We start from the raw sequence: 21,799 nt of genomic DNA, 5'->3' as shown, positions 1-21,799 counted from the left end.
CTCCGCGACGGGCGGCCGAGAGATTCTCTCTCAACCTCCAACCCGTCACGGAGCGAAGCGCCGCCCTCTTCCTCTAAAGGGGGCAGCGCCACGGACCGGCAAACCAGAAAGGCACGGAAGCGCAAAGCCGGAGACACGGACAACCGCATCCCCGGCTTCGCGGAAATCAGGCAGCTCGATCGAGCAGCTTCTTGGCCTTACCCTCCATGTCGAGGCGGGCGTCCTGATGCGGCTTGTCGCGCGCGACGGCAGTGATGCCCTGCACGAAATCGAAGATGGACTCCGGAGGACGGCCTTCCTCCGCCAGCACCCTGTCGATGATCTTGCCGGTCTCGGCCTTGGAGAAGCCCCGCCGACGCAGGAAGTCGGTGCGGTCTTCGTCCGTTCTGGCGACGATCCGCTCGCGGGCGGCCTTGATGCCGTTGACGAACGGCAGGGGCGAGGAGTTGGCGAAGTTCAGCAGCGCCGGGGCTGCCTCATGCGCGAAGCGGTTGGCCGCATATTTGGAGTGGCGGATGGTGATTTCCTCGAAATCCTCCACGCCCCACAAATTGCGATTCTGGCAGACCGCGCGCAGATAGAAGCTCGCCATGCCGAGCGTCTTGGCGCCGACTTCGGAATTCCAGCAATAGAAGCCGCGGAAATAGAGGTCGGGCGATCCGTCCGGCAGTCGGCCGGCCTCAATCGGATTCAGGTCGTCGACCAGGAACAGGAAGACGTCGCGGTCGGAGGCATAGAGCGTGGTCGTATCCTTGGTGATGTCGACGCGCGGATTGTAGATTCCGGTCGACCAGTCGAGCACGCCCGGCACCTTCCAGCGGGTGTCGCCCGTGCCGTTGCCGGCAATGCGCTGCACCGCCTCGACCAGTTCGTGATCGTAGATGCGGCCATAGTCCGGGCCAGTGACGGCGCGCAGTTCGACACGCCCAGTATCGGTTTCGAGCGTCTTGATCTGCTCGGCCCGATTGGAGGTCAGGCCATATTGCAGGTTGATGCCAGCGAGGGCGGCCGGGAGCTGGCGCAGATAGGCTGCGGGCGCTCCGACCAGGCTGGCGAGTTGTCCGAAGGACCAGTGCGTCGGCGCGACTGGCGTATCCGTGCCCGGCAGGATGAGGGCCAGCCGCTCCGGGTCGTTGCGGTTCGCCTCGACATGGACGAGCGCACTCTCCACCACCCGCGTCCGGCTGCGTTCGGTGCGGTCGCGGGCAGTGCGGGCCAACTCGGACAGAGACAGGTAGCGCTCGTCGGCCGGACGCGAGAACCACTCTGACGAGACGCGGCCGACCCGCTCGCCACGGCCGACATCGACCTTGTAACCGCCGCTGGTGTCACGGCGCGCATCGAGGACCTGCATATTCATGGGACCAATCTCCATGACGGGCGCCGGAGACCTCTTCTCCAACCTTCAACCCGTCACGGGAAACAAGTCCACTCTCTCACTCTCAGCGGGGCGTTGCGGGGCAGCCGCCCTGCAGAAGGGGTCGGTCGAGACCAGCGGGCTCGGGCGCAGGGGAAGGCTTTCCCCTCCCGGTGCGGATGTACAAGGTGACCTGTTGAGCAGTCGTCGCTGTTGGCTCAGGGGTCCGTTTGAGGCGAACGCGTTTCGTAGAGCGGCAGCCTCTTCTACCTGGCACCTTTCTTCATCCACGCAGATTGATACAATTCCTCGGATAAGAGGTCCTTTTCTCCGAGGTTCCGTATCGTGCCGTCATCCATGTCCCAACGCCAGATTGCCCATACCGTGCTGACCGCGCGCGGCATTTCGCGCCTGGCAGAGCTGCGCGAGGCGGGCGTAACGGCCGCCACCATGAGCCGGATGGAACGGGACGGCGAGGTGCTTCGACTCGCGCGCGGACTTTATCAACTTTCCGACGCGCCCCTCGACGTTCACCATAGTCTTGCAGAGACGGCCAAACGGATTCCCAAGGGCGTCGTTTGCCTCGTTTCTGCCCTGGCGTTCCACGGGCTGACCGATCAGCTGCCCAGGAAAGTTTGGCTCGCCGTGGGCCAGAAGGACTGGTCTCCGAAACCCGAAGGCACACCCATTAGGCTGGTACGTTTCACAGATCGTCTCCTGACCGAGGGGGTTGAGACCCACCCTATCGAGAGGGTGCCTGTGAAGGTTTTCGGCGTCGCAAAGACGATTGCCGATTGCTTCCGGTATCGGAACAAGATTGGCCTGTCCGTGGCGATCGAAGGTCTTCAGGAAGCGCTGCGCCAGCGCAAGACGACGCCAAGCGAGATTGCCAGCCAGGCTGCACGAGGATCGGTCGCCACGGTCATTCGGCCCTATCTCGAGGCACTGACCGCCAATGGCTAAGGAAATCGAGAATATCGGCGCATCAGTTCGCGCCCCGCCTGTCGCAGATCGCCAAAACGAGGCGATGGTGATCTTGGAGGCACCGACTGAAATTCTTGACCTTGGAGCTAATTAGTCATATATGATCGGTTTATCAGCGTTTTGCATCATATATGGATGATTGAGATGGGTTCTCCTAAGGCGAAGCCAGCACTGGAACGGCTGGGCCAGGATATCCGCAAAGCGCGGCTGCGGCGTGGTATTGCCGTGGCGGATCTCGCCGTGCGTGCGGGAACCTCGCCAAGTTCCATCGCGCGCCTTGAACGGGGTGATCCCGGTGTCGCCATCGGAACGCTTGCCGACGTTCTCGTTGTGCTCGGTCTTCTGGAGCGGCTCGCTGACCTGGTCGATATCCGCAAGGACGATCTGGGGCTGGCGCTGGCAGCGGAGCACGGACCGCGCAGGGGCCGCTCCTTCGCGGCAAGGCTGAAAAAGCAGAAGGCTCATACGGAGGAGACGCAGGATCGGCAGGACGTTGTGGACCCTGACGGGGCCTCCTTCTGATGGCCGATTTCGTCGCCCATGTCGCGCTTGGCGAAGGCCGCGCATCGGTGGGCCAATTGCGTTTCACCCATGCCGGGCCACGCCAATTCTCGACCTTCGCCTATGACGCCGAATGGATCGAAAACCCGCGCGCCTTCGCCATACAGCCCGATTTCCCTCTCGAGGCCGGCCCATTCCACACTTCGGGGCAGCCCGGCAACATGCGCGACGCTTTGGCGGGCGTTTTCGCCGATGCGGCTCCGGACAGCTGGGGACGCAGGCTGCTCGAACGTGCCTATGGCAATGGTCTCAACGAATTCCAATATCTGACGCTTTCCGATGATACCTGCCGGCAAGGTGCGTTGCGCTTTCTGGATGACAAGGGTGAGGTCATTCGCGGCAAGGCAGTGGACGCCGTCCCGCGTCTGGTCGATCTCGCAGCCATCACGGCGATCGCGCGAGCCTATGAGCAGGGCAAAGAAATATCGCCCGAGGAAATGCAGGCGCTGGCCGGTGCCGGCGGCTCCGGCGGCGCTCGCCCCAAAGCCAATGTCAGGGACGGCGATGTGCTGTGGCTGGCGAAGTTCACCTCGGTCCACGATCAACAGCCAATCGAGCGCGTCGAGGTCGCGACGCTGCGTCTGGCCGCGGCCTGCGGTATCCGCACGCCCGACACACGGCTGGAACTGGCGGACACGCCGTTCCCGGTTGCGCTGATCCAACGGTTCGACCGGCGTGGGGCTGCACGGATTCCTTACATCTCCGCGCGCACTGCGCTCGGCAAGACAGGAACGGAGCTGGGTTCCTATACCGAGATCGTCGATTTCATGCGGGCTTATTCACCCGATCCTTCCGACGATTTCCGGGAACTCTACCGGCGTCTGATCTTCACGATCCTCGTGTCCAACAAGGACGATCACCTGAAGAACCACGGCTTTCTCTATGTGGGGGCGGATCGGTGGCGCTTGTCGCCGGTATTCGACGTGAACCCCGCACCGGACCGCAACCCGCACCTCGAGACGGCGATTCTTGAGGGGGGAGCCCATGACCGCTCGGTCAAACTTGCTCTGGAAGCTTGCGAGTTTTTCGAGATTCCCGAGGCCGAGGCACGGGAGACGATCCGGAACATGGCGGAACGCATTTCGGACGGATGGCGGGAAGCCTTCAGGCAGGTTGGCGTCTCTGGCCCGCTGGCGCGGGACTACGAGGCTGCATTCGTCGGCGGTGAGATGGAAATAGCTCGCAACCTCTAAGTCATATCTGACAGTAAAATGTACCTTATTAGTCAAATATGATTACGATCCGTTTCCGGTTCGGCAAGGTTCGAGCCGTGCCAGATCGCGAGTGCTTTCGGCTCGGGGCTCCCGTACAACATCTTGGCGATTCCCGCGCAATACCCAAAATGCCGCCGATCGCCGCCTGCCACCACCGCGATAAATGTCGCAAACTCACACTATGGTGACATATCCTGATTGGACAAATGCAATGTCAGTTTTCCACGCAAGCATCGGTGATGCCGATCTCACTCATGTCGCACCTGTTCGGCGATGCGCAGGCATGTCGGACACAATGATTTGCTGCGCCTGTGGATCAAAGCAGTAATAGATGCGAAGGCATCGCGACGGGTCGCGGGTGTTTCCACCATTCTTGATGTGCCAGTCGGCTGAGAACCTGCGGCCGTTCCAGTCGAACTCGTAGGTGTCCGCACCACAGGAGGCGTTCTGGATGCCATCCTTGATCGTCACGTTGTTGATCGATCCACCCCCACCATTGATGCGTTGGTCCCTACATTCCGACGCCAGCCACAGCAGACATTGCGCTGCTGTCTCGACATCTGTGAATACCGGATTCCGTGCCCCGCGATGTGCGTTCGGTGTCAGAACCAGTCGCCCTGCCAATTGTTCATCACACCATGCGGGCAGCTCCTGCCAGCTTGCAGGAATGGCAATGTCCTGATCGGGATCATCGCCCTTCGCCTTGATCTGGTTTGTCAGATGCTGAATGCGGTAGGCGGATTTCTGCGCCTGAGATTCCGAGAGTTCAGCTCGTGCCCGCTCTTTCTCATACTCCGAAATGTAGTAGTCCTGTTCCGAGCCGAGCGAAGCGACTTGCGTTTCAAGCGCAGCGATCCGGTCGTTTGCGGCGACGAGCTGGTCGCTTGCACTGGCATCCTGGTTCCGCAGGTTTTGTTGGCGCAGTTGCAGGCTGGCATCTCGGATCGCCGCGAAGGGCAGCACATCGCGACCGAGCTTCCCTCGCAGGATGCTCTCCTGCGCGGCCAGCTGCCGCATCCAGCTAGTTGCCCGGGCGGCGCCCTCGGCCGTCTCAAGCTGATTGGCGAGAACGAGGCGATGGATGTAGGGGTCGGCATCATCGGAAAAGCCGGGCAGATAGACACGCGCCGCGCCGCCGAAGACCGATTTGAACTTCCCGAACCGTTCGGTCAGCCGCCAAGTCGCCGCGGGGTGGAGCAGGGCTACATGTCCGATGCCAAGCACGGCGCGACTCAGAGCCGCCGTGTCGAGCGTCGGATGATTAAATTGTCCGTTCTCGCCCAAGGTCACGACAAAGATGGGCAGTTGCCGAGACGGGTCGATCAGATAGTCGATCAGTTCGTCGGCATCTGCCTCAGTCTCATGGACCGCCGGCGCGACAGAGAGCAGCTTGCTGCCGCTGATCAGCCTACAATTCTCGACGACTTGCTGGATGAAACCCGGCGTGTGCGGTTCGATTTGCAAGTCGGCTTCAGGCGTACTGACGAGCAATCGGGCGCTGAACTTTGCGGGCTGGTCGGGCAACTGACCAACGACCACCTCGGTCGTCCATATTCGTTCGGCGACGGCCTTATCAGGGTCGTCCGCGCGGATGGCCCAGAGATCGGATGCGTCGGATTGGAGGCGCACGCAGCTGCTGTTCCGCCCGCCGGAAAGGTAGTCGAAGGAATTATGCTCCCAGGCCTCGGCCGGCAACTGGCCGCCGCTGCGCCGCTGTGCCCATCTGAGGACTTCCCCGATCGCAGTATTGCCAATGGTGGCAGGATCGCCGCCCGGTATCCATCCGGCAACACGCAGCACCTCATGCTCGCGCACGACGCGCGGCATACGGCTCGCCAAAGGCGAAAAGGCGTTAGTCATGTTTTTCACCATACCGCCACCTTCGCACTTCGCCTCGAATTCGCATCATTCTTTTTTTAGCTTCTATTCTTCTACGTTACATACTTTTAGCTAGGCGGCAAAATGCGCCAAAAACTGGCTGCCCACACGACCCTTAACGCGTGTGCTTCATGCGCTGCGGATCGGCGCCATCCCTGGAAATGCACGGGCACGGCGAGTGGAGCAACAAGCGCCTACTCGCGCTTCGTGCGCGAAAATGCAGAAAGATCGAGGGTAAGCGCCTGCAATGATCGCGTGGTCTCCACATCGTCGTGCGTCAGCAACTCGACGAGATCTTCCTGATTCGGTTGCCCCAAGGCGAGGCGGTAGAGCAACCGCTGCGTCTTCAACTTCGCGAACCGATCAATGTCGCGGCTTTGGGGTAGCGCGAACAGGTGCCGCTTGAGGTCCGCGCCTTGCATAGTCCACCACGGGCTGAGGCCAGTCTTGTCATCCGCAAAGGCCTCGTCCGCGTTGCGAGCGATTATATCCCATGGCGACGATGTTCGGCCTCGGGCCTGTGCTAGAGCTTGCTCACCGAGTTTCCGGGCAAGCGGCTGTCGTACAGTTAGTCCGCCGAAGCGTTGCACCCGGCCCTCGCGTTGCTCCAGATCGACCGGGCTTGAGCAGAGATCCCAATGGCCGAGCCTGTCGCACCAGCTATGGAAATCCAGTCCTTCCTGGCCGACGGAGGTTGTCGCCAAGACGTGCGGCCAAAAGGGCGTGTTGAACGCGCTGCGGATTTCTTCCGAACGCGCCGGTGGCGGTTCATCGGTACCTTGATCTTGCCGTTGCGTTTCCTTTTCTGTGCCGCCAAACGGCACTGCAGCATGACAGCGGATACGGATCTTGTCGCGTTTTTTAGCCCCCTTGAACCCGAACGTACCGACGTTGGCAGCGAGCGCCGCGGACAAATCCTCCATCAGTCCATCGGCATTGACCTTTGATTTGCGTAGCCAAAAATGTTCATCGAGTACTGCTTCAAGGCAGCCGTCGATGGACGCATTCTGATATTTCTGGGTTGCATCCTCGCCCGGCAGGATCGACCAGAATACGGGGCGATCGAGATAGGTTCGCAGCCGCGTCCAGCAGAAGCGCACCAACTGCGTGAAATGCTGCTCGTTGAAGTCAAACAGGCTGGGCAAGTGACGGTAAAGTGCTCGGCCGACCACAACACCCGGAGCGCCAAGCGCCATATCGACCAGGGCATCGAGTTCCCAGCGGCTCAGCCATGTAATCGCATCGGCGTCTTGGCGTTGTTTAAGCAGCGTTTGGAGCGCCATGTCTTTTGGCGCGACCCGGCTCCAGCACTTCTGGACCGAGTTGAACTCGCGGGCGAGCGGGGCTTTCTGGGCGCGCTCGATCGCAGCGAGGACCGCCCATGCTGGTTTGCGCCGCCGGTTGCTGCGCGCATTCGGTGCTACGGCCGCAATCGATGCCGGCAGCGATTGAATGATCTGCTGACGCGCTCGGGCTTTGACCTGCTTTATTGTCGCTTTCCCCTTTACATCGAGGGGATCAACAGCTCGGACGAGGAATGGGCTGGGATGAAACAGGGCGAGCGTCGGGCCTTGGTTGGGCTTGGGATTGAGGTGCCGTTTCTTCCATGCGGCTGCGTAGGGAAGATTGCCTTTCCCAACGTGTTTGCGCTCGACCTCGAGGCTGACGAGAGCCGCAAGGCTCTGGGGAGTAGCCCTGAACCGGCTGAAGATCAACATCTTGGGGGACTGCGTCACGTTCGTCCAAGGGCCTGAAGGTGCCCACCATGTCAGCGACGGCAGTACCCACGGGAGCGCGAGCGCGTCGGTTGGCACGAGGCTGTTGAGCGCGCGCAGCTTGGCGCTTCCCCAGCCATCTTTTGGCGGCTTGAAGCAATTCGTGACCCCGAGGCGTGGAACACTGCGCGTTGCAGGAAAATCTATGTCGCGAGAGATCTGATACCGATCACCCAAGGCCTGCGCGGGCAGTGGCACGGACAGCCAGTAGGCGATCGCGCTGCTTGCCAGCTTGGGCGACACATGATCGGTGAAGTGTCGATAGACGTCGAGATCATGGGGTTCGATCCTTACGGAGTAGGGTTCGGGTTCTGTTGGATGGTGAAACACTGGTCGTTCGGTACGCGACATCAATGGTGTGAGGAGATCCTCCAGACTACGCTTGAGGGATTGCGCCTCCTCGATAGCGGCTTGCCAATTGTCGAGCGGCAAGTGGCCAATCAAATGCAATAGATCACCAAATCGACGAAACTGCGCTTCAGCCTCCGCGCGAATGGTCGAGCCACCCAGGAACTCGATAATCTCAAAAAATTCGACATGTGGTGCGGCTCCGGTGCCGTTTTCCCACCGTTCGGCGTAAAAGCGATAGGGCGTGGCAGACAGGAGGAGGATCGGCGGCGACGCTTCCCCGCCTTGTCCTTCCAGCAATTGGTGCGCTAACGGATTATCCTCGCCCGCGTTGAGAAGATCGCGGTAGCATTGGAACTCGTCGAAAATCACGAGATCGGGAGGCGCGGAATCCAACGCAGCTTGGGCAAGCGCCTTTCGCATCCGGCCCAGGCTCTGACCCTGCTTGCTTGTCTCTATTGCACGCAGAATTTTTTCGCGTACCGGCTTGCCAAATTCCGCACGTAGCGCACGCCCATAGGCGGCTTTGAAAACGCCAGAGACATTGTCGAATTTATCTTGGGCTTCACCGCACGCCCAGGGCCAGCCCGAAGTCGCCCCATATTCGATGTAGCCTTCGGGAAATTCATCCGACAACCCCGGATAGAGCTCGTCCACTAACAGTTTGATGAACGCACGCTCGACAGCCTTCCCTCCGTAAAGACGCTGGGAGCTGGAGAATGAGGTCGTTGGCGTAAAAGCGTAAAGACGCAGCTTGCCTTTGCGCTTTTCCTCGAAGGGGATGAGACCGACCCGATCGATGCCTGACAGCGCATGTTTAGCGTCGTCCTTTTCGAGAAATCGCAGCAGCTCAACCTTGTTCTGGTCGGCGACCTTCAGCCCGCTGGTGATATAATAGACCGTAAACTTGCGCGCCCTATCTGCGAGCGCGGCAAGTGTATCGCGCGCAACAACAGTTTTACCGAGACCCACCTCGTCGGCGACAAGGAAGCGACGGAGCGGATTATCGCCCGAGAGGGCTGCGGTAGCCGCCTTAACCGTCGCGGCTTGGAAAGGCTTGGATCTAGCGCTCATGACGCGAGCCGGGTCCGTGCGATGGCCCAGATTTGCGCGAGTTCATTCAAGTCTGCCTTCTCCGCGTCGCTGAGATTGTCGCCATGCGCGAGAAGCGCGTCGACGTAGGGCGCAAAGTGACGATCGGCCCGACCGAACGCCTTTCGATCGCGCGCCCAGGCGGTGAGAATGTCCTCCAGCGTCAGGCGATCATAGCCTTGGCCTTTATGACGCTTTACAGGCGAACGAGTATCTTCATCCCAGTCACCACCGCCAACCGGAAGCGTATCTCCGCTCAGCATTGCGCGCATCCAGTCGTGGAATGCGCGAAGCCCCATATGACTAGCGAGCGCGGCAAGGTCGCGCTGCTCGTCCAACGGGGGATCGATAACGACCCGCTGCATCCATCGCACGGCGCCGTCCAGGCCTTTGATCTGTACCTGAATGAAAGCGGATTGGTGCGATAGGGGAATAGTTCCGAGATCGAGCTGACTAACGCCGCTTGGCCAAGGCAGAAGATCGCCATTTACGGACCCAGCATGGAGCTGGTGAGCTTGATATGCGAGCAATGGCGATGCGCCTGCATCGATCGAGAAGCGCTCGCCGTCGCGCCGCAGGATCGGCTGCCACGAGGCCATCAGCATCTTGCGCGATTCCTCCAGCGCGTCAGCCTCGCTCGCATTTGGTGGTGCTGTGGCAGCAAGATCCTCGACGGAGACTGGCGTTGCCTTCCCGGCTAGGAAGACCAAGCCGGATGTGAATGCGTCACCAGCCTCCAGTTCCACCATGACCTCCGAGTTGCGGCCCGCCCACGCACGCTCGGTCGCGTTGGCGCTCCCGATCCTGAAGATGGTCCTGTCGCCTAAATGGAAGCAAACGAGCTTTGCGTGTAAAGCCAGCGGGGACGGCTCAGCATCATCTTCGGTGACAGCCTCATTGCCGGGGAGTGTGACAGCGCTTTCGTCGGGCAGCATAGCTGGTGCGGCGTAGGCCAGGATCTTGGAGAATCCCTTGAGCGGCTTGCTCGATCGATTGGCCATATCCACAAGAGCTGGCATCGATGAAATGAGTGTTCTGGAACCGTCCGGTCCCCATTTGTCGGCTGTCTTCAGGAAACCAGGCGACAAAAAAGGGCTAATGACCGTTATTCCATCGATCGTGCCGGCGGGCGGCTGTGTGGGAAGCGGAATCTGCTCATCGAGCCCGTTGAGCAGGGAGCGGAACAGAAATCCTTCTGGGGCCTGCCACCAGATCGCGTCCAGCTGCTCGGCCAAGCCATCGGCATCAGTACGCGATGCAGCCCGTGCGAGAGTGGCCCCGAGTGAACCGATGCCTGCGAGGCGGACGCGGCCCTTCGCGCGCTTTCCGGTTCCGTCCAGAAGAACGCCAACATCGAGATCCTGCGATCGAGTTAAATTCCGACTGCCGATCCACAGTTTCCAGCGAATTTCCCCTCTTGGACAATCGTAGGCAACAAGAGCGATCTTGGGGTGCCAGCTGCGATCGCGTTCATCATGATCCTGCTCGGTGATGAACTGATCGAGGATGCCGGCAATGAGAGGCAGCGCGGCTGGCCGCGCGATCCGGCCGCGTTGTATGATGATCCTGACGCGATCACGCAGCGTATCGATTGCTTGGGCGAAATCGACCGCTGTGCCGCTGCCTTTGTCGTTGTTGCGGCCGATCAGGGCCAGCAAGGTCGCAGCGACCGCGGAGAGGTCGACCGAATAGGTTGCAAAAAGCGCTAGTCTGACTGTTTCCAGTCGCCCCGGCCGCAGCTCATCGAGATAGGGCTGGCCGGCCCATGCCTGCCGATCGCTCATGCAACCCCCTCCAGATCGCGCAGCAGGCGCTTCACATTGCCCCAGCGATAGTGGAGCGGATCGGCATTCCCATGGTGTTCGCCTTGCCACTCCATTCGGCGATCGACACCGAACTGATTGGCCGCCAGGCGTGCACGATCGTCCTTCCTGCTAACTTCGGCTCGGGTGTAGACCTCAAGAAGCGGCATAGGGTCCCTACCGCCCGCTCGAACCCAGGCGAAGGTGTCCTTCAAGACGACCTCGACCGGCGGTGGCAGATGCCCAACTTCGTCGAGGAACAGGTTCATATCGAGGCGCGAGGCCTGCTTCCCCCATTTGGCAACGGTGTCCTTGAGCGCCGATCGATGCCGATCAGGCTGCGGCCGTTTATCTCTGTTCTCTTTGAGGGTCTCGACCAAGGCTGCATAGATCGCTCTACCTATCGCCGACAGCGCCGCAGCCTGGCCGGCGCGTTTCAACATCGGAGCTTCATTGCCGGCCAGCGAAACGATCGCTGCATCCCAGCAATGGTCTGCACCATCGAGCGGCTTTCCTACCAGCTTAGCCAAAAGCGACGGTTCACCTGGATCCCTCGGTGAACGGACGGCGCGCAGTTTGCCAGCGATATAGTTTTGCTCTCGATGAGATAGGTCGAGTGTCAGTTTCCCGTCGCTATCCTCGTTGTATCGCTCGTCCCAGTTTCCCCAATCCTCCCAGTCGGCGGGGGCATCGACCAACCCCGAGATTGGCCAAGCCACAGCCTCAAAGGGTTTGCCGTCGTCGTCGTGGATTGCCCGTTTGCTGGATGAGGCCAGGAGCTTGGCCATATCCTGGCGGCTCCAGGGACGACCGTCAGGGCGAGTGCCGATCAGGCCCCACTTGGCAAGCGCCGTCCAATACACATAGGCGGGTGGCTGACTGATCGCGCGGGGATAAACCTCCCCACCGATCACGCCATCCTTCTCTCCGCCCAGTCCGTCGGCGAATTTAAGTCGCCCGGTCAGCTCATGTTCGAGATCGGCAAAGGCTTGCGCAAAATCCTTGGGAATCGGGCGCTTTGTTCGCAAGCTCTGATAGAGCCAAGGGATGAGGAGCGCATAACGCAGCCGCGTATGCAGAACCGAGGTGCCTGGAAAGAAATGATCAGCATAGCGCTGGTGGACGATCAGAAAGCCGACCTCATCGCGAACGCCTACCTTACCGCCGAACATCATTTGCTCGGCCTGACCGAGCGCTTTGCGTGAAAGAAAAGTAAATCCAAAAGATGACACGAAGCCCGTCCCCCTAGGCGTGATCGATCAGAGCATAAATGCCTGCGGTTTAAGATTTTTAATAGCAGCCGCGTATTACTGACTGCCAATAACCTTCAACCGCATGGCGCGGGTTTCGAGAAGGTAGGTCTCGACTCCGGCGAGCAGGTGCAAGGCTTCCTCGCCGATGGCTTTTCGCGAAAGGCCGGGTTGCACTATACGGACGTCGAACTCGAAGCGGTGGTCCTGCCAGCCAACCTTTAGCTTCTTGATCCCGGCGGCCGAACCCTGCTCGATCCGCGAGCTCTCACCGCGATCCCGTCGCATCTTTTCACGCCTCAGCATGTGCTGAAGCATACGGCCAGGCCGATCGCGCCATCGCGCTGATTTCTGGGCTTGCCCACACACCTCATAGAGGTCGCCGAGCCGTACGCCCGGAGTGTCGGCCCCTGAGTATTTGCAGTGATACAAGGTCACGGACACCACGCTGTCTGTGATGCGTAAAGCCACCACGTCGGCGATCTCACCCTTGCCGTCGTCGTCGAAGATGATGTCATAGGGATCAGGGTCGGCCATGAGCATCTCGATGACGCTGCGCTGGACAGAGTCCACGCGCTTCCCTGTGCCCTGCGATTCGACCCGGATGTTGGCCTTCGACCAGTCCCAGGCCTCGATCCGATCCGCCGGATAGGGCTCGATCGTCTCGCCCTCGGGCAAGGTGTAGAGATGGCTGTAGATCAGCAGCGAGCCATCGCCGAAATCGATTTGAGGCGAGTCCTCGCCGAACGACTCAGAAAGGGTCTGAACTTTGCCGCCGACCTTGATGTTGGCCTTGGCGCCGGCGCGCTGAGGATAGCGGGCGTGTCCGTCGCTGAAGACAATCTCGAACTCGGCCGAATGGTCATCGCTGCGCACCGCGAAGCGCAGTGGTCCGGTACCGGCGTTATCGAGCAGCTCAATGTCGCATTCAGCAAACGTGACCGGCTCATCGCCGAACGAGATTTCGATCCTTTCCTCGATCTGCGTGATCAGGGTCTCGGGCCAACGGATTGCGACGGGTGGTACGTCTGGCCGCCGGCTGATCTGGCGTGGGCGCATCGCGCTTTTAAAGACGCCGTCGGTGGTGATGCTGGGATCGTTCACCGTGCGGCCCACATCCTGGCACCAGTCCACCCAGTCGGTGAGATCATGGACCTTCACGCTCGACCAGAATTTGCCCTTTGCCGAACAGCCGCGCGAGGCGGGCATACCGTCGAGGAAGCCGGTCGCGAAGATGTTGTTCTTGATCCGCGACTGGGATTTGGCGCTATCGAGGCCATCCGCCACGTCCACACCCATATACATCGAATAGCGCACGCCGCGCCCCTGATGATGGGTAAGGCCCAAATTGCGCAGGATGAGGCGCTTGAAACCGTGCAGGCTGCGAAACACTTCCTCGCCTTCGACGCGGCGCGTCGTATCCCCGCAGACCGCTTTGGCGAGCCGGTCGAACGGGCCTTTGGCCGAGCTGCTGATGTAGAGAAGGCCGGTGGTCTGATCCCAGTGCATCATATGCAGATCCCAGGTGACATTGACCGCCTGCTGTGCCGAGGTCCAGCGGGCCTGCTCCTCGGCGCGGGTGACGAAGATCGCAACCCGCTTATGCTGATTGAGCTTCATGCCGAGATAGGTGCCGGGGTTGTAGAGTTCCTCGGCGGCGAAGGGATCCCACGCCTCGCATGACGTCCGGTAAAGGACGGCGTTCATCTTCGGCTCGAGAGTCTGGAGCGGGATGTCGCTCAGGTCGCCGGAGAAGCCCTTGAACATCTCGGCACGGCGAACCTGACGCTCGATCTTGGCGGAGCTGAGCGCCTCGACAAGCGCATTCCAGTCGGCGTCCTCGGCATAGAGCTTGGCGAGCGAGCGATCGACATCATCGACGCCGGTGTTGGCGATCACAGTGGCGTCGCCAAGGGTCGGATCCTGGCGCGTAAAGCGGCCGACGAACTGGATCGTGACGGCGACGCTTTTGTGGTGATCGTGAAGGGCCGCGATCTTCAGTTCGGGCAAGTCGAAGCCTTCGCCCAGCATATCGACGCAAACGATGATTCGGCTCTCGAAGCTGCGTAGCGCAGCCAAATTGGCGCGGCGGTCCTTCAAGGATTGCTGGCTGTGGACGATCACCGGCCGAAATTCGGGATAGTTCGCCGCATAGAGGCCGTGGAGCTGTTTAGCGCGCTCGATCGTGTTGCAGCGGGCCATCGCCAGATGGTTGAGGCCAGCCTTCAGATCGGTGGCAAGCACGTCGCCAAGCTTATCGATGATGGCCTGGTCGGCATCGGGTTGGTCGAGACCGAACACGGCCTCGAAGCGGATCGGCTTGAAATAGCCCTCCGCCTGCGCCTTCTTCAGCGGATAGGTGTAGATGAACTCGCCATCGACGCGGCCGCCGTCCTCACGAAACGGGGTGGCGGTGAACTGAACGACGGGGACAGGCGGATTGCGTTCGACAAAGAGGCCGCGAAACGCCTTCCAGGTTCGCGCCCCGATATGATGCGCCTCATCGATGAACAGCGCGGAAGAGCGCTCGGCCATATGATCCTGCACCGGCGCCTCCGCGCGCCCGGCAATGTGCATGGTCGTCACGACGACGTTGGCGCTGTCGAAGATCTGATCGACCTCAGCGACTGATGCCGGAATATGCGCGAGGCGCGTCACGATCGGAAATTGCGCTTCCTCATCAAGGCATGCCTGTTTTTTGAGTACGCCAAACGTCTCGAACTTGGCGGCGATCTGTTCGCGCAGCGCATCGGTTGGGACCACCACCAGCAAGCGGTCGAACCGTTGGCGGGCGTTGAGCGCCAGCATCGTTTCGGTCTTGCCCGTGCCCGTCGGCATTACGATCGTCGCGGGATCTGTCGAACGGGTAGCGTGCGCGAGTGCTGCGTGCAGCGCGCCGATCTGCGGGCGGCGCAGTCCGGGATATGCGGGCTTGCCATCAGCCGCCGGACGCCCCTCGCGCAGATGCAGTGCATCCTCCCAGGATAGCAGTACGCCGGCCAGACGCTCCGCCATATCCTGTGCGCTGAGCGTCGCGGGATCGATCGGCTTGTACCCTACCCAGCGCCCGTCGCCGCGCAGCAAGGCCGCCCTGATATCCTTGGGGGTCTTGGCATCCGGCACGAGCAGGACGAGGTCGGCGCCGAAGGATGCCGCCGTTTTCGCGCTGATGATTTTCAGCGTCTCACCACTTTTCAGTAGAGCCTCAAAGCCGTGAACCCGGCGAACCGCAAAGGGTCGAAGGCGGCATGCGGTTTCTGCCGCAGGCTCTGCCTGTTGGCGCACTGCACTACCAAGGATCTTGCCTTCGAGCGCCAAGCGGGCGGGCAGCGATACCTCTTCGCTGAACAGATCGTCCTGGTCGGGCTGCTTGGGCGTCGTTCGCTTCAGCATCGCTTCGTTGCCTCCTTGCGCTTCAGGCCGCGACGGCTGCCGGGCTTGGGTTGACGGTGATCACCTGACCGGATGTCAGCAGCACGATTTGCCCGCGCTGGATGCCGGTCATGTCGAGATAAGCGCGAACCTGAGCGCGATAGTGCTCGATCGTCGCCGCGGTCGGCTGCACATCGCTTTTCCAGTCGATCACGACAGTAGGCTTGCCGTCGCCGTCGAAACTGGTCGCATCGGCAATACCGACCATCGCCTGCTCGACCCCTTCGACCTCAACCGCCGCATAGACGGTCAGTTCAGGCACCAGACTGGGGCGCAGCTCGGCGATCTCAGGCAGGTTGAGCGTCCGCACCACGCAACCGGCTAGTTCGCCGGGGCTTAGGCCTTGGGCGGGATCGTCCGTCATCGGCTTGCCGATTTCCAGGATCAAGGCCCGAGCCCGAGCTGTCAGCGCCGCCTCACCGGCATCGGTCTCGCCCGTCAGCACCTCTTCAAGCAGCTTGTGGAGGATGAGCCCACGCTCGCGCCCACCCTGAACGCTCAGCGCCGGCCCTTCGCCATCGGGTTGGCCGTCATCGCCGGCTGCCCAGATCTCCACCGCTTCGGGTGTCAGCACCGGCCCGGCGTAGCTTTCATCGCGGCTCGGCGCGAGCCAGACGAGGCGCTGGCGCTTGTCGAGGATTGCGGCGGCTTCGGCGGCAAAGCTATCGCGGGTCTGAACGTTGACTGCTTGTGCCGCTGCCGCACCCATCCCTTCGGGCAGATGCGAAAGATCGAGCGCGGGCAGTTCGGCCAGAGACAGATCGACCAGCGAAATCCAGGCGGACTTGGACTGTGCCGCATCGAGGCGCGGCAGCACCAGCAATTCGCGGGCACGGGTCGCCGCGACATACCAGAGGCGGATGCGTTCGCGGTCGAGTTCGGCCTTCTCGGCGTCGAGCACCGCTTCATAGCCGGCCGGCTTCACGCCAAAGACCGGGCAGTAAAAGGTGTCACTGTCGCGGTCGGTGACGGCGCTATCGGGCGCCTTGATCGCCGTCATTGTGTTGATCGGGACGACAATCGGCCATTCCAGCCCTTTGGCGGCGTGCATGGTGTAGAGCGCGACCGCTTCCTCTTGCGCGTCCGGCCGCCCTTCGACGGCGCGTGCCTCATCGGTCCAGGCCGCCGTCATCGTCTCGGCAAAGGCGCGCAGGCCGCGTACCGCAAATGCCGAGGTCAGGCTCAGATAGAGATCGACATTGGCAAGCGCGCGCTCGGCCTGGCCGCGGTGGCGCGCCAACAGAATGGGCCGCATCCGCAACGCATCGATCGCCTGGGACAGAAGCTCGTGCGGCGTTGTGCTGTTGCTCTGACGCTGGAGCGCTTGGAGTTTCTCGATCGTAGCACGGGCCAGCGGATGCGCGATGCCGGCAGGATCGACGCCAAGGTCGAGGCGAGGAAGTTTGTCGGGTGCCTCCTCGGCGCGCGGCAGCGCCCAGATGATGTCGAGCAGTTGCTCCTCGGTCAGACCGACGAGCGGCCCACGCAGAAGTGCGCCGAGCGCGAGGGTATCGCGACGATCGGCCAAGATGCGGGTGAGTGCGATCAAATCTTGGACTTCTTGGCGACGGAAAAGGCCTTTGCCAGCCTGTGTCGCGACCGGGATGCCATAGCGTTCCAGGGCTTCCTCATAGCGCCACAGGTCGCTGCCGGTGGGTGCGAGCAAGGCGATGTCGCCCGGGCGGCACAGACGCCCCGCGCCTGAACGTCGATCGAGGATCATCTCGCTGCCGATAAGCCGGGCGCACATCTGCGCGACGGCTTCGGCCTCGCCATCCCGCTGTTGCTCGGCGGATGCCTTGCCGTCCTCGGCGGCGACCGCGACATCGAGCGCCGCAATGCACAGCGCTTCCCCGCGTTCGGCATGAAAGGGATCGAGCGCCGTGAAGCCGGGTTGGCCGTCGCTGGAGAGCGGCCCCTCGAACCGCTCGTTTACGAAAGTCAGGATCGGCGCGCAGGACCGGAAGTTGGTCGAGATCGAGAGGACGCTCTCCTCGTCCTGGGCGACGAACGCATCCCGGGCGCGGACATAGGCCGAGACGTCGGCTCCTCGAAAACGATAGATCGCCTGTTTGGGATCGCCCACAAGGAAGAGGGCGCCGGGGCGGATGACGAAACTGGCCCAATCACCTGGTTTCCCGGCCTCGGGCGGTTCACCGCACAGGCGCCAGAAGATTTCGGTCTGAAGCGGATCGGTGTCCTGGAACTCATCGACCAACACCTTCGAAAAGCGGGCGGCGAGCGCGCGGCGCACATCATCATGGTCGCGCAGGAGGCCACGCGTCGCGAAGATCAGATCATCGAAATCGAGCAGCGCGGCGGACCGCTTATAGTCGCGGAAACGATCGAGTACGGGGCGCACTTCGCCGATCAGGTCGGCAAGGACGCGGCTCGCGACATTCTGCGTGAGCATCTGCCACGCGACACAGCATGCCGAATAGGCAGCCTCCGCTGCGAGATTGAGACGCTCGCCATCTGCTTTAGCGAGACCTTCGCGCTTTGCCGCGTCGACCCATTTGCCCTTCTTCTTGAAGACCAGGAAGGTGCCCTTGCCGGTGACAAGGTCAGGATGCGGCGGCGTGATCAGAAGCCTCACGAGACCGGCGGGTGAATCCACTGCCGGCCCGCCTTCGAGGGCGTCCGCCATTTCCGCAAAGCGCTCGGCAAAGGCCGCTGTCTCTTCCTCGACGGCCGGTGCGGTGCGGATTAACTCGGCGAAATCCGCTGCCGCTGCCCGAAACGCTGCGAGATGCGGAGCAAGCGGCTCTGCGGCGGGGGCGGTAACGGTACGCCGCTTGCGCAGGTTATCGACGATCCGGTGGATGAGGCTGACCGTCTCGCCAGGGCTGTGAAGTACCATCTCGGCAATGAGGCCGCCTTCGGCACCGGAAAGCCGTTCGCGCAGCCACGCATCAACGATCTCGATGAAGGCGAGATCAGCCTGGTTGCGATCCATGACGCTCGCGCCGGGATCGATGTCGGCCTCGACCGGATAGGGTTTGATCAAGCGCTGGCAGAAGCCGTGAATGGTCGAGCAGGTGATTTCGTCGATATGCGCTGCGGCGGCCGTGAGATGCGCCTTGTGCTGCTCGGAGAGCCCATCAGGGAATGCGATTTTGAGTTCGGTCGGGATCGTGCCCGCGACCAGCTCGCTCAAGAAATCGCGCACGCGCGCAAGAAGCTCGCTCGCGGCCAGTTCGGTGAATGTCACGGCCGCGATTGACTTGGGAACGGCGCCTTGCGCTAGCATGGCCGCGATCCGGCCTGCCATGACGGCGGTCTTGCCCGATCCAGCGCCCGCTTCCACGAGAAGCGACTGGTCATGGCTGCTGATCGCAATACGGCGGGCAGCGTCATCCCGTAGGATATTCAGAGCGGCGGTCATTATTGGGCCTCCCAGACCAGAGCAGCGTCACCGAGGAGCTCGGTGGCAGCGGGCGTCTTGCGTTTGCAATAGGTAGCGCCGGCGTTGGCAGGCAGCGCGAAGGCGAGATCGTCATAAGTCCCGCCGGTGTCCGGTCCGATCAGCGCATGGCCAGCGCTCAGGTTGGTGCTCGCGGACCGGAGATAGCCGGTAAGCTCGCCAAGCGTCGCCTCGGGGTCAGTGAGCAGAAGATCGATCTCTGCGCGCGGATAAAGCAGCGAAGCGCTGATCGACACGTTGGCCCCCAAGAGGGCTTTCACCGCGAAGGCATAGAGGCAACGCTGCAACTCGCGGCCTCCGTCGATGCTGATATCATCCTTGGGCGGTCGACCGGTCTTATAGTCGCGGACGAGCGCGCGCGTGCCATCGCCGGAAAGATCGAGCCGGTCGATATAGCCTTTGATGGCAAAGCCGGTTTCGGGGATCGCGACCAGGGTTGCAGCATCCCACGGGCTGTCGGCGCCGGTCTTGGGCGTAGCGCCGCCAAAGGCGACTTCGCCGTAGGAACGAGCGCCTTCCAAAGGCTCGCCGCGATAGGTGAGCGCGCGTTCCGCAAGTTTGCGCGCATCATCGAGCGTGCGCCGCCAGATGACCGGCGGCGGGACAGCCCGCTCGCTTTCCCAGGCCCCCGCGACATTCGTTGTGGCGGCATCGATAGCGGCAGTGACCTGAGCATCGCCGGCATTGGCGAAGCCGCCATTCGCTTCCAAATTCTGAAGCGCGAGGTCGAGGGTCATGTGGACAAGATCGCCCATCGCCAGCGCGTCGAGCACCAGCGGGTCGGTGCCGCTCTCGGGCATCTGCAGGCGCATGCCGTAGCGCCAGACGAAGCCAAGCGGACTACGCAGGAGCAGCCTCAACGAGCTTGCCGACTGGGTCCTTGCGAGGATGTCGAGAAGCAGCGGGTGGTCCGCGCGAACCAATCCGTCGTGCGGTGTGATCTCCTTGCGATGCCAGTTGCGCCAGGTGGTGAGCGCGCTAGCGGCCTGACTGTCGCCCGCGAACTCATCCGGCCGCGCCATCAGGCGGTCGGTCTCGCTGAAAGCATGTGCGGGGACTGCGTTGCGGCCGATGTAGTTCTCCATCGCGGCTGGCCCGAGCAACGCGCTCCGGCCAAGCAGGCGCCCCTCGCTGTCGCGCCGCGCACGCGACATCGTGACCTCGTTCTCGGTTGTCGCCAGAATGGTCTCGAAATCGCGGCGGTCCGCAGCGCCGATCGGCAGCGGATCGAGTTCAGCGGTGGGGATGATATGATCGGAAATGAGGCGATCTTCGGAAATCCCGCGCGGCCAGCGTGAGGAGCTGAGCCCGATGAGGCGCACATGGCGACGCGGCGATGCCGCAAGCGCGCTTGCGGGCATCCATGCCGGTGACACGCAGGCTTCAAGGCCGTCATCCTGCTTCAGATTTTCGAGCGTCGTATCGAGCGACACCGAAGGGCCATCAAGAAGTGCTTTGCGCCAGATCGAGAGCGCACGGCCGGTCAGGAATGCAGCGCCGACCTCGTCGGCTGCCGCATGCCCCTTGGCGAGCAAATCGACGATCCTGCGCAACGTCGGCGTGTGATCCTGCTCATCAGGCCAATCCGCGGCTGTGAGGCGAGAGAGCAGCCGATCCCAGGCGCTGCGAGAGGCCAGTGGCGCATCGGCGGGCAAAACGCGCAACCATCCCTGCGGCAATGACTGGAACGGGCCGGTCTCCGATCCGCAAAGCGCCGCAAGCCGGCGCATGCGGGTCTGCGAGAACCCGCGGATCAGAATATCGGCAAGCGCCGCTGCGGCCTGACCGTCGCGAGTGGTGGTGACTTTGATGCCATGGACGAAATGAAGGTCCAGGTTGGCATCCGCACGCATGGCAAGGAAGTGATCGTCATAATCACCGGTCGAGGCGGCGGCGATGGCGATGTCGGCAGGATCGACGCCGTCTGTCACCATGAGCGCGCGCGCCCAGCGGATCGCCTCGACCGCTTCATGATAGCCGGTGGCTGCGCTGACCATGTGCTGCTCAGGCACCCGTGCATCGGAGCGACGCACCTCGATTTCGGTCTCAGAAAGCCATTCCGGGACGGGGCGCGGGCCCGCGATCCATGCGACCGGCACATGCGCCGCAAGTGCCATCAGAAGCGGGCGCCAGCTCGGCGAAAGCTCGGTGATGCCGACGATCTCGACGGAACCGAGGACCGCCGGAGCGTGGACCAGGCGCTTGAGCGCAGCCGCCACCAGATCGGCGGGGCGCATCATCCCGGGCGGCAGCTGCTCCAGAACGGCCGCTTCGAGGCGTGCAATCGAATTGAGACGCGGGTGTTCATGGGCGCGTTCGGCCAAGTCGATTCCCGAGCGCCAGACCTTGTGGAGCGTATCGGCCGCGGCATCGACCATGCCCGGCAGCAGCTTGATGCCGTCCAGCTCGCCCAGAGGCGTCTCCGGCAAGGCTGCCTGGATCGCGCTGCGCAGGCTCTCGTCGTCAATTGGCCGCGTGAAGCCTCCACTCAGCCGGACAGCGAGTTGCTCGAACGATACGATCTGCAAACCGTGAAGCCGTCGCCGGGCGGCATCGAGGCGTAGTTCGCGCATCGCCAAACGGCCATGCGCGACGATCGTGCGCCGATTAGGATTGGTGCTCACCGCTAACTTCCTCCTATTGTCTTGCCGGTTCCGCTTGACGCGACTCCATCGCATGGAT

At 62.1% G+C, this 21,799-nt stretch carries 11 protein-coding genes; 3 read left to right on the top strand and 8 right to left on the bottom strand.

The genetic code is table 11. The annotated features are described in order from the left end of the window. Positions 1-166: 166 nt before the first annotated feature. Positions 167-1,360: a DUF932 domain-containing protein gene (locus QTL56_RS16985; RefSeq protein WP_245134326.1), complete on the bottom strand. Its 1,194-nt coding sequence runs from the start codon at positions 1,358-1,360 to the stop codon at positions 167-169. A gap of 354 nt (positions 1,361-1,714) precedes the next feature. Here QTL56_RS16985 and QTL56_RS16980 point away from each other — a divergent pair, with 354 nt between their 5' ends. The 3 genes from QTL56_RS16980 (at position 1,715) to QTL56_RS16970 (ending at position 4,095) form a co-directional block, all read left to right on the top strand. Next, on the top strand, positions 1,715-2,320 hold the full coding sequence (locus tag QTL56_RS16980) for a type IV toxin-antitoxin system AbiEi family antitoxin domain-containing protein (protein WP_245134325.1): 606 nt from the start codon (positions 1,715-1,717) through the stop codon (positions 2,318-2,320). 165 nt (positions 2,321-2,485) lie between these two features. Beyond that, positions 2,486-2,863 carry a helix-turn-helix domain-containing protein gene (locus QTL56_RS16975; protein ID WP_245134324.1) on the top strand — a complete coding sequence of 126 codons (378 nt, stop codon included), beginning with the start codon at positions 2,486-2,488 and terminating at the stop codon, positions 2,861-2,863. Further along, positions 2,863-4,095 carry a type II toxin-antitoxin system HipA family toxin gene (locus QTL56_RS16970; protein WP_245134322.1) on the top strand — a complete coding sequence of 411 codons (1,233 nt, stop codon included), beginning with the start codon at positions 2,863-2,865 and terminating at the stop codon, positions 4,093-4,095. Before QTL56_RS16975 ends, QTL56_RS16970 begins: the two co-directional genes overlap by 1 nt. A 273-nt stretch (positions 4,096-4,368) precedes the next feature. Here QTL56_RS16970 and QTL56_RS16965 read toward each other — a convergent pair whose 3' ends face one another. The 7 genes from QTL56_RS16965 to QTL56_RS16935 all read right to left on the bottom strand — a co-directional run bounded on the left by QTL56_RS16965 (position 4,369) and on the right by QTL56_RS16935 (position 21,690). Next, the gene (locus tag QTL56_RS16965; protein ID WP_245134319.1) at positions 4,369-5,988 is read right to left on the bottom strand and encodes a hypothetical protein; all 1,620 of its coding nucleotides are present in this window, start codon (positions 5,986-5,988) and stop codon (positions 4,369-4,371) included. A 200-nt stretch (positions 5,989-6,188) separates the two neighbouring features. Further along, positions 6,189-9,191 carry a DEAD/DEAH box helicase family protein gene (locus QTL56_RS16960; RefSeq protein ID WP_245134317.1) on the bottom strand — a complete coding sequence of 1,001 codons (3,003 nt, stop codon included), beginning with the start codon at positions 9,189-9,191 and terminating at the stop codon, positions 6,189-6,191. Then, on the bottom strand, positions 9,188-10,993 hold the full coding sequence (locus QTL56_RS16955) for a phospholipase D family protein (RefSeq protein ID WP_245134316.1): 1,806 nt from the start codon (positions 10,991-10,993) through the stop codon (positions 9,188-9,190). The genes QTL56_RS16960 and QTL56_RS16955 overlap by 4 nt, the downstream gene beginning before the upstream one ends. Continuing rightward, positions 10,990-12,243 (bottom strand): DUF6361 family protein, encoded by a 1,254-nt coding sequence (locus tag QTL56_RS16950; protein ID WP_245134314.1) that lies wholly within the window; start codon positions 12,241-12,243, stop codon positions 10,990-10,992. Before QTL56_RS16950 ends, QTL56_RS16955 begins: the two co-directional genes overlap by 4 nt. 75 nt (positions 12,244-12,318) lie before the next feature. Further along, positions 12,319-15,579 carry a DEAD/DEAH box helicase gene (locus QTL56_RS16945; protein WP_245134312.1) on the bottom strand — a complete coding sequence of 1,087 codons (3,261 nt, stop codon included), beginning with the start codon at positions 15,577-15,579 and terminating at the stop codon, positions 12,319-12,321. A 97-nt stretch (positions 15,580-15,676) separates the two neighbouring features. Then, complete coding sequence (locus tag QTL56_RS16940; RefSeq protein WP_245134310.1) at positions 15,677-19,078, bottom strand: UvrD-helicase domain-containing protein; 3,402 nt, start codon at positions 19,076-19,078, stop codon at positions 15,677-15,679. Then, entirely contained in the window at positions 19,078-21,690 is a 2,613-nt protein-coding gene (locus QTL56_RS16935; RefSeq protein WP_245135472.1) for a PD-(D/E)XK nuclease family protein, read from the bottom strand. Before QTL56_RS16935 ends, QTL56_RS16940 begins: the two co-directional genes overlap by 1 nt. Positions 21,691-21,799 lie beyond the last annotated feature (109 nt).

Source organism: Peteryoungia algae (genome assembly GCF_030369675.1).
GTDB lineage: Bacteria > Pseudomonadota > Alphaproteobacteria > Rhizobiales > Rhizobiaceae > Allorhizobium > Allorhizobium algae.
The sequence above is the reverse complement of the archived record's forward strand: the minus strand, read 5'-3'. Positions and strand labels throughout refer to the sequence as shown.

Bases quoted from the DNA above. Each gene is read 5' to 3' on its own strand.
- QTL56_RS16940 (WP_245134310.1), bottom strand. From the start codon at position 19,078: ATGACCGCCGCTCTGAATATCCTACGGGATGACGCTGCCCGCCGTATT.
- QTL56_RS16955 (WP_245134316.1), bottom strand. From the start codon at position 10,993: ATGAGCGATCGGCAGGCATGGGCCGGCCAGCCCTATCTCGATGAGCTG.
- QTL56_RS16980 (WP_245134325.1), top strand. From the start codon at position 1,715: ATGTCCCAACGCCAGATTGCCCATACCGTGCTGACCGCGCGCGGCATT.
- QTL56_RS16935 (WP_245135472.1), bottom strand. From the start codon at position 21,690: ATGCGCGAACTACGCCTCGATGCCGCCCGGCGACGGCTTCACGGTTTG.
- QTL56_RS16960 (WP_245134317.1), bottom strand. From the start codon at position 9,191: ATGAGCGCTAGATCCAAGCCTTTCCAAGCCGCGACGGTTAAGGCGGCT.
- QTL56_RS16975 (WP_245134324.1), top strand. From the start codon at position 2,486: ATGGGTTCTCCTAAGGCGAAGCCAGCACTGGAACGGCTGGGCCAGGAT.
- QTL56_RS16985 (WP_245134326.1), bottom strand. From the start codon at position 1,360: ATGAATATGCAGGTCCTCGATGCGCGCCGTGACACCAGCGGCGGTTAC.
- QTL56_RS16970 (WP_245134322.1), top strand. From the start codon at position 2,863: ATGGCCGATTTCGTCGCCCATGTCGCGCTTGGCGAAGGCCGCGCATCG.
- QTL56_RS16965 (WP_245134319.1), bottom strand. From the start codon at position 5,988: ATGGTGAAAAACATGACTAACGCCTTTTCGCCTTTGGCGAGCCGTATG.